The organism is Streptomyces sp. NPDC001985, from assembly GCF_040296845.1.
Lineage (GTDB): Bacteria > Actinomycetota > Actinomycetes > Streptomycetales > Streptomycetaceae > Streptomyces.
On the sequence record NZ_JBEOYB010000027.1, the window covers coordinates 50,965 to 65,169 of the forward strand.

Below are 14,205 nucleotides of genomic sequence, written 5' to 3' on the forward strand. Positions count from 1 at the left end.
GCCGCGCGCCGTCCCGCCGGCGACCCCCGGGCCGCAAGTGGCTCGGGCGCCCGGTGCCTTGACGGTCCCCGCGCGCGCCGGTACGCACTCCTTAAGGCCCATCAGGGGCCGGCACACACCACAGGCGGAGGTGACGTGCATGGCCGCGGCCACAGCGGGACGGCACGAGATCAGAGCACTGCTGCGCGCCCATCTGGCGGCCGCCGCCGGCGTCCGGCACCTCACCAGGCACTGCGCCGTCTGCCATCGCCTCCTGCGGCTCGCCATGGAGCCCTGCGAGAAGGAATCGGAGCCGGCCCGGGCAGCCGAGGACAAAGGTCCCGCCGGCGAGTGACTTCGGGCCGCTTGCGCCCGGCCCGAAGGGACACGCACGACATTGGCAAGGCTTGCGCGGTGTGACGGGTGTCACCGTATAGGTTTTCAGAACCCGGGTTCTTCACGCCCGCCCACAACCAACCAATTTAATATGTGCAATTGCACCACCGACTGAGCCCCTCCCCGCCGGCCGCGCGCCCCCTCCCCCGCACCCGCCGGCGCACACACAAAAAAATCGCGCTGGACCCGGCGGAGTCCAGCGCGATCAGTGTCAGAGGTCTGTTGGGGCAGACATCCGGCATGTGGAGCTATGGGTGGGCGCGACCGGGATGGGGGTCCCGGAAAAGCCCGTGCAGCAAGGCTCTCAGGCCTCGCTGCGCTGCTGCGGGATACCCGCGAGCAGTGCGCGTACCTCTGCCTCGCGGTACCGGCGATGCCCGCCGAGCGTACGAATCGACGTGAGCTTGCCTGCCTTCGCCCAGCGGGTGACCGTCTTCGGGTCCACGCGGAACATCGTGGCAACCTCAGCCGGGGTCAGCAGCGGCTCGGCATCAGGGGTGCGAGCGGTCATGAGCGGCCTCCTCGGGAGAACCGAACCTTCTCGGTTCATTCCTCTAAATTCTGCACCTTGACCCACGTTGCCCGAAATGGCGGACGCGGGCCGAGTCGGTTATAGGACGAACGGCTTGTCCTCGGCACTACAACTACACCATCTGTCCAGCCACGTCGGCCAAACCGACGGAATTGCCCTCTGAGGTGTTCATCAGTGGCTGAACGCCGATGGACTATGCCATAGCGGACAGTCACGTCACAGTGACGATCAGTCACAGAGCGATCAGGAGCCATCAGACCCCCCATAGAGCGCAATGCCGAGCATTCCGCCCGTAGTTGGACGGAAGGAACCCTCCCCGGACTCCTTGTCCTATTTTGACACGAGGGTATGCGATGGGCGCAAGGGCCCAGATAGTGCAGTCCGTCACGCTTGAGACAAAGGCCCGGATCGGGACCTACGACCCTGGACGGAAGGCCTCAATCATCCACACATTCGCTCAGTTTGCGAATTGGAGGTCCCGCACCGCCCGCCAGCGGGCCGCAAGCCGGGCATATGCCTCGCCGGCGGCGTCGCTGTCACCCTCTCGCAGCGCACCGATCCCGGCCGCCACATCCGCCGCGGAGTGATCGTCGGCGAGCAGCGGCTCGGGCAGCGCGTGCACCAGGCCGCCGTAGTCCAGCTCCACCAGGGAGCGCGGATGGAACTCTTCCAGCCATCTGCCGACATCCACCAGCCCCTCGCTGAGCTGCCCGGAGTCCGAGGACTCACGGAGTGTCTTCAGCGTCCGGGCGATCCGGCGGCGGGCCTGGACCATGGGGGTGCGGTAGCGCATCACCGGGGCGCCGGGGCCGGCCGGGCCGTACTCGCGCTCGTCGTCGTCGAAGAGCACGAACCAGCGCACCGGCACCTGCCAGACCGCCGACCTGATCCAGGGGCGGGCGTCGGGGTTGAGTTCACGCCACTCTTCCCAGTCGGCGGCGGCCTGTCCGCGGACGACGGCCGGCAGCACCGCGTCCAGCAGCGGCGGCGGGAACCGGTCGGAGAGTTCCTGGAGGGCCAGCCAGCCCCGCAGCCGGGTCCGCCACGGACAGACGCACACCACTCCGTCCCATTCCGCCACAAACGCCTCGGCGCTCTCGTGCACCGGCACCGGAACGGGCGGGGTGGGCAGCAAATCGGCCAGCGAACGGCGCAGTTCGTCCTGGGCCGTGGGGAGGGAACCGGAGCGCGCGTACCGCGCCCAGTGCTCCCGTTCGGGCCGGGCGAAAGCGGCGAGAGGCTCGTACACCCTCAGATAGGCCGCATAGGGCACAAGGACCGAGGAGACCACCGGCATGTCGCAAATCCTTCCTCGGTCGTACTCCGCCAGGGGGTGTTCCCGGGCCCTGGGCTCATCTACGCACGCGTAGCACATACCCTCGTGCCCAATCGGGCCGTCCCCACCCACAGGATGGCCCCTCACCCGCCGCTTCGTACTTGGGAGTCACCACCGTGACCGATGTGACCGACGGCGTCCTGCACACCCTGTTCCACTCGGAGCAGGGAGGTCATGAGCAGGTCGTGCTCTGCCAGGACCGCGCCTCCGGCCTGAAGGCCGTCATCGCCATCCACTCGACCGCCCTGGGCCCCGCCCTCGGCGGCACCCGCTTCCATCCGTACGCCTCCGAGGCCGGGGCCGTCGCCGACGCGCTGAACCTCGCCCGGGGAATGTCGTACAAGAATGCCCTGGCCGGGCTCGGGCACGGCGGCGGCAAGGCGGTGATCATCGGAGATCCCGAGACGCTCAAGAGCAAGGAGCTGCTGCTCGCGTACGGGCGGTTCGTGGACTCCCTCGGCGGACGGTACGTGACCGCGTGCGACGTCGGCACCTATGTGGCCGATATGGACGTGGTCGCCCGGGAGACCCGCTGGGCCACCGGCCGCTCCCCCGAGAACGGCGGCGCCGGCGACTCCTCGGTGCTCACCGCGTACGGCGTCTTCCAGGGCATGCGGGCCTCCGCGCGGCACCTCTGGGGCTCGCCCTCGCTCACGGGCCGCAGGGTCGGGGTCGCCGGGGTCGGCAAGGTCGGTCATCACCTGGTGAACCATCTCCTGGAGGAGGGGGCCGAGGTCGTGATCACCGATGTGCGCCAGGAGTCCGTACAGCGAATTCTCGCCAAACACCCCCGGGTCGTCGCGGTCCCGGACACCGCCACCCTGATCCGGACCGAGGGGCTCGACATCTACGCCCCCTGCGCGCTCGGCGGCGCCCTCGACGACACCACCGTCCCCGTGCTCACCGCCCGGGTGGTCTGCGGAGCGGCCAACAACCAGCTCGCGCACCCCGGTGTGGAGAAGGACCTCGCCGACCGAGGCGTTCTCTACGCGCCGGACTACGTGGTGAACGCCGGCGGGGTGATCCAGGTCGCCGACGAGCTGAACGGATTCGACTTCGACCGGTGCAAGGCACAGGCCGCGCGGATCTTCGACACCACGCTGGAAATATTCGCACGTGCGAATGAGGACGGCGTTCCGCCCGCCGTGGCGGCCGACCGGATCGCCGAGCGGCGGATGGCGGAGGCCCGGCGGGGCTGACGCCGATCGGGGCATCGGCCCGCCGCGACGGGAGACAAGACTCACCCCGGTCGGCGGGTCTGGTGCCAAGAAGAGGTTAATATCGCAGTTGACCAGCGAGGACGGGGCTCCTCGCGGGTCCTGCGAAGTGCCACGTCATGCGGGCGGCGTACCGTATGGCTGCGGAAGCAGGTACCGTTGAAGCCCTACGGGCCGGTCTCCCCGCGGGGAGTCCGTTCCGACTCATGAACGCGTGTCAAGACTCTGGGGCCGTCGAGCCCCGTCACCGAGGGGGTCGAGCCATGGGGCGCGGCCGGGCCAAGGCCAAGCAGACAAAGGTCGCCCGCCAGCTGAAGTACAACAGCGGCGGGACTGACCTGTCGCGTCTGGCCAACGAGCTGGGCGCTTCGACTTCGAGCCAGCCTCCGAATCCGGAGCCGTTCGAGGACGATGACGAGGAAGACGACCCGTACGCGCGGTACGCGGAGATGTACAACGACGATGAGGACGAGGACGACGAGTCCGGTCCCGCGTCACATCGCCGCGGCGCTTGACGTCATCAGCTGACCACCGACCCGGTCCGGATCTCTCCGGACCGGGTTCTGTGCTGTTCGGGTCCGGTCCGCGGCTCTCCGGACCGGACCCGGCTCAGGCGTAGTCGCCGATCAGGGCGGCGCCGGTGGTGTGATCGCCGCGCTCGGTGATCTCACCGGCCACCCAGGACTCCACGCCCCGGTCCGCGAGCAGGGTCAGCGCCACATCCGCCGAATCGGCGGGCACGACGGCGATCATGCCCACGCCCATGTTGAGGGTCTTCTCCAGTTCGAGGCGCTCGACCCGGCCCGCGCTGCCGACGAGGTCGAAGACCGGCCCGGGGGTCCAGGTCGAACGGTCGACCACGGCGTGCAGCCCGTCCGGCACCACACGGGCGAGGTTGTTGGCAAGACCGCCGCCGGTGACATGGCTGAAGGCATGCACCTCGGCGGTGCGGGTGAGCGCCAGACAGTCCAGCGAGTAGATCTTGGTGGGCTCCAGGAGTTCCTCGCCCAGGGTGCGGCCGAACTCCTCCACCCGGGCCTCCAGCGCCATTTTGGCGCGGTCCAGGAGGACATGGCGGACCAGCGAGTACCCGTTGGAGTGAAGGCCGGAGGAGGCCATCGCGATGATCGCGTCCCCCGCGCGGATACGGTCCGGGCCCAGCAGCCGGTCGGCCTCGACCACTCCCGTACCGGCGCCGGCGACATCGAAGTCGTCCTCGCCGAGGAGTCCGGGGTGCTCGGCGGTCTCGCCGCCGACCAGGGCGCAGCCCGCGAGGACACATCCCTCGGCGATGCCCTTGACGATCGCGGCGACCCGCTCCGGGTGGACCTTGCCGACACAGATGTAGTCGGTCATGAAGAGCGGCTCGGCGCCGCAGACGACGAGGTCGTCCACGACCATGCCGACCAGGTCGTGGCCGATGGTGTCGTACACGCCCAGCCTGCGGGCGAGGTCGACCTTGGTGCCCACGCCATCGGTGGCGGAGGCCAGGAGGGGGCGCTCGTAGCGCTTGAGGGCGGAGGCGTCGAAGAGGCCCGCGAAGCCGCCGATGCCACCGAGGACCTCGGGGCGGCGGGTCTTGCGCACCCACTCCTTCATCAGCTCGACGGCCCGGTCGCCGGCTTCGATGTCGACGCCCGCGCCGGCGTAGCTGGCACCCGCGGCCTGGTGCGGGGCTCGGTCAAAGGACTCAGCGGTCATGACGGGGAGAGCTTTCGTTTCGGTGCTGCGGGAACCTACGGACGACGGAGTGCGTCGGCGGCGTCGGTGCCGCCCGCCAGCTCGGTTTCGAGCAGCTGCTTGCCGAGCAGCTCCGGGTCGGGGAGGTCCATCGGGTACTCGCCGTCGAAGCAGGCGCGGCAGAGATCCGGCTTGGCGATGGTGGTCGCCTCGATCATGCCGTCGATGGAGATGTAGGAGAGGGAGTCGGCCCCCATGGAGGCACCGATCTCGTCGATGGTCATCCCGTTGGCGATCAGCTCGGCACGGGTGGCGAAGTCGATGCCGAAGAAGCAGGGCCACTTCACCGGAGGGGAGGAGATCCGGATGTGGACCTCGGCCGCGCCGGCTTCGCGGAGCATCTTGACCAGGGCGCGCTGGGTGTTGCCGCGCACGATCGAGTCGTCGACGACGACCAGCCGCTTGCCCCGGATGACTTCCTTGAGGGGGTTCAGCTTGAGGCGGATGCCGAGCTGACGGATGGTCTGGGAGGGCTGGATGAAGGTGCGTCCGACATAGGCGTTCTTGACCAGGCCGGAGCCGTAGGGGATGCCGCTGGCCTCCGCGTAGCCGATCGCGGCGGGGGTGCCGGACTCCGGAGTGGCTATCACCAGATCGGCGTCGGCGGGAGCTTCTTTGGCCAATTTCCGGCCCATCTCCACGCGCGAGAGATAGACGTTCCGGCCGGCGATGTCGGTGTCGGGGCGGGCGAGATAGACATACTCGAAGACACATCCCTTGGGCTTCGCTTCCGCGAATCGGGAGGTGCGGATGCCGTTCTCGTCGATGGCGATCAGCTCGCCCGGCTCGATCTCGCGGACATAGCTCGCTCCGCAGATGTCGAGGGCGGCGGACTCGCTGGCGACGACCCAGCCCCGGTCGAGCCGGCCGAGGACCAGCGGGCGGATGCCCTGGGGGTCCCGGGCGGCGTAGAGGGTGGTCTCGTCCATGAAGACGAGCGAGAACGCTCCCCGGACCTCGGGGAGCACCCGGGCGGCAGCGGCCTCTGTGGTCAGCGGCTTGCCGTCGTCGTCCACCTGGCCCGCGAGCAGCGCGGTGACCAGGTCGGTGTCATTGGTGGCCGCGACCTGGGTGGCCCGCCCGTCCTGGCGGGGCAGATCGGCGACCATCTCGGCCAGCTGGGCGGTATTGACCAGATTGCCGTTGTGCCCGAGGGCGATGGAGCCGTGGGCAGTGGCCCGGAAGGTTGGCTGTGCGTTCTCCCAGACGGATGCGCCGGTAGTCGAGTAGCGCGCGTGACCCACTGCAATGTGTCCGCGCAGGGAACCGAGAGAGGTCTCGTCGAAAACCTGTGAGACGAGCCCCATGTCCTTGAAGACAAGGATCTGGGAGCCGTTGCTCACCGCGATTCCGGCGGATTCCTGGCCTCGATGCTGGAGGGCGTAGAGCCCGAAGTACGTCAGTTTTGCGACCTCTTCGCCCGGAGCCCAGACACCGAAGACGCCACAAGCGTCCTGGGGGCCTTTCTCACCGGGGAGCAGATCGTGATTGAGTCGACCGTCACCACGTGGCACGGCACCGAGTGTAGGCGAGATCGACCACTGGTCCGAATTCGGGTATGCCCTTGGGCTCTCGGTGACGGTTCCGTCACCGGACGAGGGCCGGAAATGTCCGCGCGGAATAGCGGCCGGCCGGTGCCGCGGCTACCGGCCCGCGACCGCGGAGACGCGTTTGTCCGCAGGTCCGGTGAGGGTCAGTCCACGGTTCAGAAGGTTGTACGTGATCTCCCCGTCGAGCACCTTCAGCATATGGGCCTCCACCATGGACGCGGTCCCCGCGCACATCATGCGGGTGGCCGAGATCCGGCCAAGGGTGATCTTCGATCCGGAGACCTTCGCGGTGCTGTTGAAGGAGTTGCAGCCGAGGTTGCCGCGGACGGTGCCGTCCTTGCCGAAGGTCAGATGGGCGTTCCGCTCGGTGCCCGCCGGGAGGGACTCGGCCACATCACCGGAGAGCAGCGAATCCACCGTCCACTTGGTGCCGATGAGGGGGGCGGTGCCCGCGTCGACGAGGGTGATGGTGTCGCCGGAGCCGGTGGTCAGGGTGAGCTTCTTGCCCTTGCCCTCCAGCCGGGCGTCGAGGCTCCCGGTGAGGGCCGAGCGCAGCTTGTTCTCGAAGTCCTGGATGTCCTTCGCGCAGGCCATCTCGGTCGAGTCGCCGGCGCCGAGGGTGAGGGTCTCGCCGCTGATCTCCGCCTTGGCGGAGAAGGGGTTGCAGCCGAGGCTGCCCTGGGCGCGGCCCTTCTCGGTGATCTCGATGTGCGCTCCGGCGGGCGCGGTGCTCTTCCTGCCGCCCGTGGTCAGGGTGTCGACGGACCAGTCCACTCCGGCGAGGGGGAGGTCCGCCGTCCTCGCCCCGGCGCCGTCGCCACCGGAGTCGGAGCCCTTTCCGGTGGTCGATTCGGAGCCGCAGGCGGCGATCGCGAGGAGGGCCAGGACGGTGAGGGGGACGCTCAGCTCTTTTCGCATGCCCCTGGGACGGGACGGACCGGAGTCCGGTTCCCCGTCACCGGAACCCGGCTCTCCGGCACCCGTCACCGGGCTCCGGCAGCCGCCGTCCGGGGTGGCCCCGGGAGGGCCGCCCGGCCCGGGGCGCCGGTCAGCCCAGGAGCGGGAGCAGCGGCGCCAGATCGGCCCGGTCGCCGCTCGCGCTCACCTCGGCCCGGTCGAGCGCCTCGGCCCATCCGAGGCGCCCGGTGGCGAGCCGCACCCAGGTCAGCGGGTCGGTCTCGACCACATTCGGCGGGGTGCCCCGGGTGTGCCGGGGCCCCTCGGCGCACTGCACCACCGCGTACGGCGGAATCCGCACCTCCACCGAGCCGCCGGGGGCCTTGAGGGCAAGGGTGTCGGCGAGCATCCGGGTACAGGCGGCGAGGGCCCCGGGCTCGTACGGGATCTCCAGGCCGGTCGCGTCGTTGAGGTCGTCGGTGTGGACGGTCATCTCCAGGGCGCGGGTGACCAGGAAATCCCCGAGCCGCATGGCCCCGAACCGGGTCGGCACCAGCCGGTCGTCGGAGGCGGCCGGCAGCACCGCGCCGATGTGGGCGGCGGTCCGGGCGAGCAGCGCGGCCGGGTCGCCCTCGGCGGCGGCCAGTTCCCTGGTGTCCTCGTCGACCGCCGCCGCCGCGCCGGCCGTCCGGAACGGCCACTCGGCGAGCGTCAGCTCCGCCTTCGGCGGCTCGGGCAGGGTGAGGTTGTGGGCGAGGGTCCCGAGGACCATGGAGAGGTGCGCGGTCAGTTCGCGCACCGTCCACTCCCCCAGCCGGGTCGGCCGGGCGAGCTGTTCGGGGGTGAGCGGCTCCACCGCTTCCCGTACCCGCGCGAACTGGGCGAGAACGGCGGCGCGGATCTTCTCGGAGTCGTAGGTGCGGGGGCGTCTGCGGGCCGGTGGCATGGCGGAGAGCTTAATCCGAGCCGGTGGCGGCGACGGGGTCGGTCACGGTGAAGACCTCGCCGTTCCCGGGAATTCCGATACCGCTCCAGCGGAAGGGGAGTCCGCGTGCGCTGTCCGGGTCGGGGCCGTCCATCAGCTGGAAGTGGACATGCGGCTCGGTGGAGTTGCCGGAGTTGCCGCAGCGGGCCAGGGGCTGGCCGGCCCGCACCCGGTCCCCGGCGCGGACGGTGAGGGAGCCGCGCCGCACATGGGCGTACGCCGCCCAGACGCCGTCGCCGAGGTCGAGCACGATGTGGTTGCCGAAGACCCGGCGGGGGCCGGCGATATCGCGCAGGGCGCCCTCGATGAGCATCAGATAGGCGATCATCAGCGGGGAGTTGCGGCTGAGATGGTCGCGCTGGCGGTCCTCGGCGTGGACGACGGTGGCGTCGGCGACGGCGAGCAGCGGGGCGCCGAAGGCGGGGAAGTCGCGGTTGCGGCGGACCACGGGCCAGAGCCATGCGAAGGGCGGCCGGGTGGGCGCGTCCGGTGCCCCGGGGCTCCGGGGGTCGGCGACGATGTCGATGGCGTACGCCTGGCCGTAGCCGTGCACGCCATGGCTGGGGGTCTTGTCGGCGGGGCTGTTGAGGGCGATCCAGCGGCCGGTGACCGGGGGCAGCACCTCGGTCGCGGGCGGCCGCTCGCCGGAGGTGTGGGCCCGGGCGGCGAGACGCTCCAGGACGAGCCCGAGGACCAGCGCGGCTCCGCCGGGGGCGAGCACCCAGAGGGTTCCGTAGGGCGGATCGGCGAGCAGGTCGGTGAGGAGCAGGACGAGGAAGGCGACCCAGAGTCCCCGGGTCAGGTTCATCAGCTGTTTTCGGGTCCGTGCGGGCATGGGTCCCCCATGGGTCGGGTGGGTGGTGCCGCGGCGGCCGGGCCGGCCGCGGGGCGGTGGTCGGAGCGGGAGCGCGGCGGCCGGGGCCGGCGCGTGGTCGTCGGGGGCGGGAGTGCGATGGGCGGGCCCGGAGCGCGGTCGCCGGGGGCGGGGCTCGGCGGTCAGGAGCGGGAGCGCGGCGGTCAGGGGCGGGCCGCGGCGGTCAGGACCACCAGCAGCGGCACGACCCGGGTGCCGGGCACCTCGTAGCGTCCCCGGCCGGTGGTGCGCAGCCAGCCCGTGGCGGTCAGCTGGCGCAGATGGTGGTAGATCTGGCCGCTGGTGCCGAGCCCTTCCAGGCCGGTCAGCTCGGCGGCGGTGCGCAGCCCGCCGAGGATCTCGCGGAGCAGCCGCAGCCGCACCGGGTTGCCGAGCGCGGCGAAGGAGTCGGCCGCCTCGGTCCAGTCGCCCTCCAGCAGGTCGCCGGTGAGGGCGCCGTACTGCCACGCGTACCGCTGCCCGGTCGGCAGTCGCACGGAGCCGGTGAAGACGACCCCGCCGTCCTCGGCGCCGAGGCGGGCGAGCTGGTCCTTGAGCCCGTCCAGCGCCCAGAACCTGCCCTCACTCGCACTCGCACCCGCACCCTCGCCACCGGCCTCCGGCTCGGCGGGGGGCACACGCCCCCGCTCCTCCAGCGCGCCGAGCCGGCGCTCCAGCTCGGCGACCCGCTCCTCCAGCTCCATACGGCAAAGATACGTAATTACGTAACTCCGTGCAAGGGTCACACACCAGAGCCCCCGCTCCTCGGAGGGAGCGGGGGCTCTGGCGCTCTGCGCGCGTGGTCTCAGACCAGCAGCGCGGGGATGGTCCCCTCGTGCGCGGTGCGCAGCTCGCTCAGCGGGAGGCTGAACTCGCCCTGCACCTCGATCTCCTCGCCGTCCACGACACCGATCCGGGTCACGGGGAGCCCGCGCGCCCCGCACATGTCGTTGAACCTCAGCTCCTCGCTGCGCGGCACCGAGACCACCGCGCGCCCGGCCGACTCGCTGAACAGGAAGGTGAACGCGTCGAGGCCGTCCGGCACGATCAGCCGGGCGCCCTTGCCGCCGCGCAGACAGGACTCGGTGACGGCCTGGATCAGACCGCCGTCCGAGAGGTCGTGCGCCGCGTCGATCATTCCGTCGCGGGAGGCGGAGATCAGGATCTCCGCGAGCAGCCGCTCCCGGTCCAGGTCCACGGCCGGCGGCAGCCCGCCGAGGTGGTCGTGGACGACCTGGGACCAGGCCGAGCCGCCGAACTCCTCGCGCGTGTCGCCCAGCAGACAGAGGAGCTGGCCCTCCTCCGCGAAGGCGATCGGCGTGCGCCGGTTGACGTCGTCGATCACACCGAGCACGGCCACGACCGGCGTCGGGTGGATCGCGGTCTCCCCGGTCTGGTTGTAGAGCGACACATTGCCGCCGGTGACCGGGGTGCCCAGCTTCAGACAGGCGTCCGCGAGCCCGCGCGTGGCCTCGGCGAACTGCCACATCACGCCCGGGTCCTCCGGCGAGCCGAAGTTCAGGCAGTCCGAGACGGCCAGCGGCCGGGCGCCGGACGCGGCGACATTGCGGTACGACTCGGCCAGCGCGAGCTGCGCCCCGGTGTACGGGTCGAGCTTGGTGTACCGGCCGTTGCCGTCGGTCGCCATGGCCACGCCGAGGTTGGTCTCCTCGTCGATCCGGACCATGCCCGCGTCCTCGGGCTGCGCCAGCACGGTGTTGCCCTGCACGAACCGGTCGTACTGGTCGGTGATCCACGCCTTGGACGCCTGGTTGGGCGAGGCCACCAGCCGCAGCACCTGCTCGCGCAGCTCGGCGGAGGTCGCCGGGCGGGGCAGCTTGCCCGCGTCGTCGGCCTGGAGCGCGTCCTGCCACTCGGGGCGCGCGTACGGGCGCTCGTACACCGGGCCCTCGTGGGCGACGGTCCTCGGCGGCACGTCCACGATCTGCTCGCCGTGCCAGAAGATCTCCAGCCGCTCGCCCTCGGTGACCTCACCGATGACGGTGGCGATGACATCCCACTTCTCGCAGATCTCCAGGAAGCGCTCGACCTTCGCCGGCTCCACGATCGCGCACATGCGCTCCTGCGACTCGCTCATGAGGATCTCCTCGGGCGAGAGGGTCGCGTCGCGCAGCGGCACGGTGTCCAGATCCACCCGCATGCCCCCGGAACCGGCGCTGGCCAGCTCGGAGGTGGCGCAGGAGAGACCGGCGCCGCCGAGGTCCTGGATGCCCGCGACCAGCTTCTCCCGGAAGATCTCCAGGGTGCACTCGATGAGGAGCTTCTCCTGGAAGGGGTCGCCGACCTGGACGGCGGGGCGCTTGGCCGGGCCGGTGCTCTCGAAGGTCTCGGACGCGAGGACCGAGACCCCGCCGATGCCGTCGCCGCCGGTGCGGGCACCGTAGAGGATGACCTTGTTGCCGGGGCCGGACGCCTGCGCGAGGTGGATGTCCTCGTGCTTCATCACACCGATGCAGCCGGCGTTGACCAGCGGGTTGCCCTGGTAGCAGGGGTCGAAGACGACCTCGCCGCCGATGTTCGGCAGCCCCAGGCAGTTGCCGTAGCCGCCGATGCCCGCGACGACACCGGGCAGTACGCGCTTGGTGTCGGGGTGGTCGGCGGCACCGAACCGGAGCGGGTCGACCACGGCGACCGGACGGGCCCCCATGGCCAGGATGTCGCGCACGATGCCGCCGATGCCGGTGGCCGCGCCCTGGTAGGGCTCGATGTACGAGGGGTGGTTGTGCGACTCGACCTTGAAGGTGACCGCGTACCCCTGGCCGACGTCGACCACGCCCGCGTTCTCGCCGATGCCGACGAGGAGGGCGTCGTTCTCCGGGGCCTTCTCGCCGAACTGCCGCAGATGGACCTTGCTCGACTTGTAGGAGCAGTGCTCGGACCACATCACCGAGTACATCGCCAGCTCGGCGCCGGTGGGCCGGCGGCCCAGGATCTCCCGGATGCGGGCGTACTCGTCCTGCTTGAGACCGAGTTCGGCCCAGGGCTGATCGGTCTCGGGCGTGTCGGTGGCGTTCTTGACCGTATCGAGGCTCATGCCGTGACCAGCTTCTTGATGACAGAGGTGAAGAAGGCGAGGCCGTCGGTGCGGCCCGTGCCGATCAGGGGCTCGACGGCGTGCTCCGGGTGCGGCATCAGACCGACGACATTGCCCTCGGCGCTGGTGATGCCCGCGATGTCGCGGAGCGAGCCGTTGGGGTTGCCGCCGAGGTAGCGGAAGGCGACCCTGCCCTCCGCCTCCAGCTCGTCCAGGACCCGCTCGTCGGCGACATAGCGGCCGTCGATGTTCTTCAGCGGTACGGAGATTTCCTGGCCGCGCTCGTAATCGGCGGTCCAGGCGGTCTCCGCGTTCTCCACGCGCAGCGCCTGGTCACGGCAGATGAAGTGGAGATGGTTGTTGCGGAGCATGGCGCCCGGCAGCAGATGCGACTCGGTGAGGATCTGGAAGCCATTGCAGATGCCGAGAACCGGCAGCCCCGCCCTGGCCTGGTCGATGATCGTCTCCATCACCGGCGAGAACCGGGAAATGGCCCCGGCCCTCAGGTAGTCGCCGTAGGAGAACCCCCCGGCGAGGACCACGGCGTCGACCTGGTGGAGGTCCTTGTCGCGGTGCCAGAGCGGGACGGGCTCGGCGCCCGCGAGCCGGACGGCCCGCAGGCTGTCGCGGTCGTCCAGCGTGCCGGGAAAGGTGACGACTCCGATACGGGTGGTCACGAGTCCACCCGGACGACGAAGTCCTCGATGACGGTGTTGGCGAGGAACGTTTCGGCCATCTCGTGGATGCGGGCGAGGGCGTCCTCGTCGACCGGCCCCTCCACCTCCAGTTCGAAGCGCTTCCCCTGACGGACATCCGCGATGCCCTCGAAACCGAGGCGGGGCAGTGCGCGCTGCACCGCCTGTCCCTGCGGGTCGAGGATCTCGGGCTTGAGCATGACGTCGACTACGACGCGTGCCACGGGCACTCCCGGTGATGTGGTGCGAAGGCGGTTCCCTCAGCGTACCCGGCCCGGGAATCTACTCGCGTAGATATGGGTGGATATCAGGGTTTCGGCCGATGGAAATCCAGGAAAAATAACCTGCTCGCCATTGATCGGACACGCGCACATAATTGGGTGGGCTTCACAATGCAGCACTGATCGCTGTACAAAGGAATGCAGAGGACAGCACTTTTACCCCCTCGACAGCCGGAATGCCGGTGTCCCCGCATGCCAGAACCAGTGCCCATGCGGGGTGCCGCGGGAAAGGACCGATATCCGTGGCTCAGCGAGTAGTGGTCACGCTCTTCGACGACATCGACGGCGGAGAAGCGGCGGAAACGGTCAGCTTCGGCCTGGACGGGAAGTCGTACGAGATCGACCTCAATCCCGCCAATGCAAAGAAACTGCGCAAGGCGCTGGCGCCCTACCTGACGGCGGCGCGCCGGCAGACGGGCGCGGGACGGCGGGGCAGGACCGGGCGTCCGGTGACGTACACGCACACCGCGCTGGAGCCGGCCCCCGCCGCCGTACGGGCCTGGGCGCAGTCCAACAAGATGGACGTGCCGGCCAGGGGCCGCATCCCCAAGGCGGTCTACGAGGCCTTCCGCGAGGCCAGTTGAGCCCCTGGGCCCCTCCCGCCGCCCCGGCGCGAACGTCTCGCCGGGGCGGCGCCGGTCCCGAGTTGCGCTGCACCCCCCACCGTCGGCTAGAGTTTGGATCACGCC

The 14,205-nt window shown here is 70.3% G+C and carries 15 protein-coding genes; 4 read left to right on the forward strand and 11 right to left on the reverse strand.

The features are described from left to right. Positions 1-139: 139 nt before the first annotated feature. The gene (locus ABT122_RS14640; protein WP_351550651.1) at positions 140-334 is read left to right on the forward strand and encodes a DUF6274 family protein; all 195 of its coding nucleotides are present in this window, start codon (positions 140-142) and stop codon (positions 332-334) included. A 345-nt stretch (positions 335-679) separates the two neighbouring features. On the opposite strand, the gene bldC is transcribed toward ABT122_RS14640, so the two are convergent. Continuing rightward, complete coding sequence (gene bldC, locus ABT122_RS14645; RefSeq protein WP_003949541.1) at positions 680-886, reverse strand: developmental transcriptional regulator BldC; 207 nt, start codon at positions 884-886, stop codon at positions 680-682. A 478-nt stretch (positions 887-1,364) separates the two neighbouring features. Further along, positions 1,365-2,204 carry a DUF8083 family protein gene (locus tag ABT122_RS14650; RefSeq protein ID WP_351550654.1) on the reverse strand — a complete coding sequence of 280 codons (840 nt, stop codon included), beginning with the start codon at positions 2,202-2,204 and terminating at the stop codon, positions 1,365-1,367. A gap of 140 nt (positions 2,205-2,344) precedes the next feature. Between ABT122_RS14650 and ABT122_RS14655 the strand changes: the two genes are divergently transcribed. Together ABT122_RS14655 and ABT122_RS14660 are read left to right on the forward strand one after the other, a co-directional pair. Then, complete coding sequence (locus tag ABT122_RS14655; protein WP_351550657.1) at positions 2,345-3,442, forward strand: Leu/Phe/Val dehydrogenase; 1,098 nt, start codon at positions 2,345-2,347, stop codon at positions 3,440-3,442. Positions 3,443-3,723: 281 nt separating this feature from the next. After that, complete coding sequence (locus ABT122_RS14660) at positions 3,724-3,975, forward strand: DUF3073 domain-containing protein (RefSeq protein ID WP_351550660.1); 252 nt, start codon at positions 3,724-3,726, stop codon at positions 3,973-3,975. 94 nt (positions 3,976-4,069) lie between these two features. Here ABT122_RS14660 and purM read toward each other — a convergent pair whose 3' ends face one another. The 9 genes from purM to purS all read right to left on the reverse strand — a co-directional run bounded on the left by purM (position 4,070) and on the right by purS (position 13,459). Beyond that, positions 4,070-5,161: a phosphoribosylformylglycinamidine cyclo-ligase gene (gene purM, locus ABT122_RS14665; protein ID WP_351550663.1), complete on the reverse strand. Its 1,092-nt coding sequence runs from the start codon at positions 5,159-5,161 to the stop codon at positions 4,070-4,072. 35 nt (positions 5,162-5,196) lie between these two features. Beyond that, positions 5,197-6,714, reverse strand: a complete 1,518-nt coding sequence (gene purF / locus ABT122_RS14670; protein ID WP_351550666.1) for an amidophosphoribosyltransferase — start codon at positions 6,712-6,714, stop codon at positions 5,197-5,199. Between the two features lie 129 nt (positions 6,715-6,843). After that, positions 6,844-7,668 (reverse strand): META domain-containing protein, encoded by an 825-nt coding sequence (locus ABT122_RS14675; RefSeq protein ID WP_351550668.1) that lies wholly within the window; start codon positions 7,666-7,668, stop codon positions 6,844-6,846. A 130-nt stretch (positions 7,669-7,798) separates the two neighbouring features. Then, on the reverse strand, positions 7,799-8,593 hold the full coding sequence (locus ABT122_RS14680) for a maleylpyruvate isomerase family mycothiol-dependent enzyme (protein ID WP_351550671.1): 795 nt from the start codon (positions 8,591-8,593) through the stop codon (positions 7,799-7,801). Positions 8,594-8,603: 10 nt separating this feature from the next. Further along, positions 8,604-9,467 (reverse strand): M23 family metallopeptidase, encoded by an 864-nt coding sequence (locus ABT122_RS14685; protein ID WP_351550674.1) that lies wholly within the window; start codon positions 9,465-9,467, stop codon positions 8,604-8,606. Positions 9,468-9,649: 182 nt separating this feature from the next. Next, positions 9,650-10,189 carry an ArsR/SmtB family transcription factor gene (locus ABT122_RS14690; RefSeq protein ID WP_351550677.1) on the reverse strand — a complete coding sequence of 180 codons (540 nt, stop codon included), beginning with the start codon at positions 10,187-10,189 and terminating at the stop codon, positions 9,650-9,652. A gap of 101 nt (positions 10,190-10,290) precedes the next feature. Further along, positions 10,291-12,540 carry a phosphoribosylformylglycinamidine synthase subunit PurL gene (gene purL, locus ABT122_RS14695; protein WP_351550680.1) on the reverse strand — a complete coding sequence of 750 codons (2,250 nt, stop codon included), beginning with the start codon at positions 12,538-12,540 and terminating at the stop codon, positions 10,291-10,293. Next, positions 12,537-13,217 (reverse strand): phosphoribosylformylglycinamidine synthase subunit PurQ, encoded by a 681-nt coding sequence (gene purQ, locus ABT122_RS14700; protein WP_351550683.1) that lies wholly within the window; start codon positions 13,215-13,217, stop codon positions 12,537-12,539. Before purQ ends, purL begins: the two co-directional genes overlap by 4 nt. After that, on the reverse strand, positions 13,214-13,459 hold the full coding sequence (gene purS / locus ABT122_RS14705) for a phosphoribosylformylglycinamidine synthase subunit PurS (protein ID WP_351550686.1): 246 nt from the start codon (positions 13,457-13,459) through the stop codon (positions 13,214-13,216). Before purS ends, purQ begins: the two co-directional genes overlap by 4 nt. Before the next feature lie 299 nt (positions 13,460-13,758). Between purS and ABT122_RS14710 the strand changes: the two genes are divergently transcribed. Next, positions 13,759-14,100: a histone-like nucleoid-structuring protein Lsr2 gene (locus tag ABT122_RS14710; RefSeq protein ID WP_351550689.1), complete on the forward strand. Its 342-nt coding sequence runs from the start codon at positions 13,759-13,761 to the stop codon at positions 14,098-14,100. The last annotated feature ends 105 nt before the right edge of the window (positions 14,101-14,205 follow it).

Coding starts and splice junctions, on each gene's coding strand:
- ABT122_RS14690 (WP_351550677.1), bottom strand. CDS start 10,189: ATGGAGCTGGAGGAGCGGGTCGCCGAGCTGGAGCGCCGGCTCGGCGCG.
- bldC (WP_003949541.1), bottom strand. CDS start 886: ATGACCGCTCGCACCCCTGATGCCGAGCCGCTGCTGACCCCGGCTGAG.
- ABT122_RS14640 (WP_351550651.1), top strand. CDS start 140: ATGGCCGCGGCCACAGCGGGACGGCACGAGATCAGAGCACTGCTGCGC.
- ABT122_RS14675 (WP_351550668.1), bottom strand. CDS start 7,668: ATGCGAAAAGAGCTGAGCGTCCCCCTCACCGTCCTGGCCCTCCTCGCG.
- ABT122_RS14660 (WP_351550660.1), top strand. CDS start 3,724: ATGGGGCGCGGCCGGGCCAAGGCCAAGCAGACAAAGGTCGCCCGCCAG.
- ABT122_RS14685 (WP_351550674.1), bottom strand. CDS start 9,467: ATGCCCGCACGGACCCGAAAACAGCTGATGAACCTGACCCGGGGACTC.
- ABT122_RS14680 (WP_351550671.1), bottom strand. CDS start 8,593: ATGCCACCGGCCCGCAGACGCCCCCGCACCTACGACTCCGAGAAGATC.
- purL (WP_351550680.1), bottom strand. CDS start 12,540: ATGAGCCTCGATACGGTCAAGAACGCCACCGACACGCCCGAGACCGAT.
- purM (WP_351550663.1), bottom strand. CDS start 5,161: ATGACCGCTGAGTCCTTTGACCGAGCCCCGCACCAGGCCGCGGGTGCC.
- ABT122_RS14650 (WP_351550654.1), bottom strand. CDS start 2,204: ATGCCGGTGGTCTCCTCGGTCCTTGTGCCCTATGCGGCCTATCTGAGG.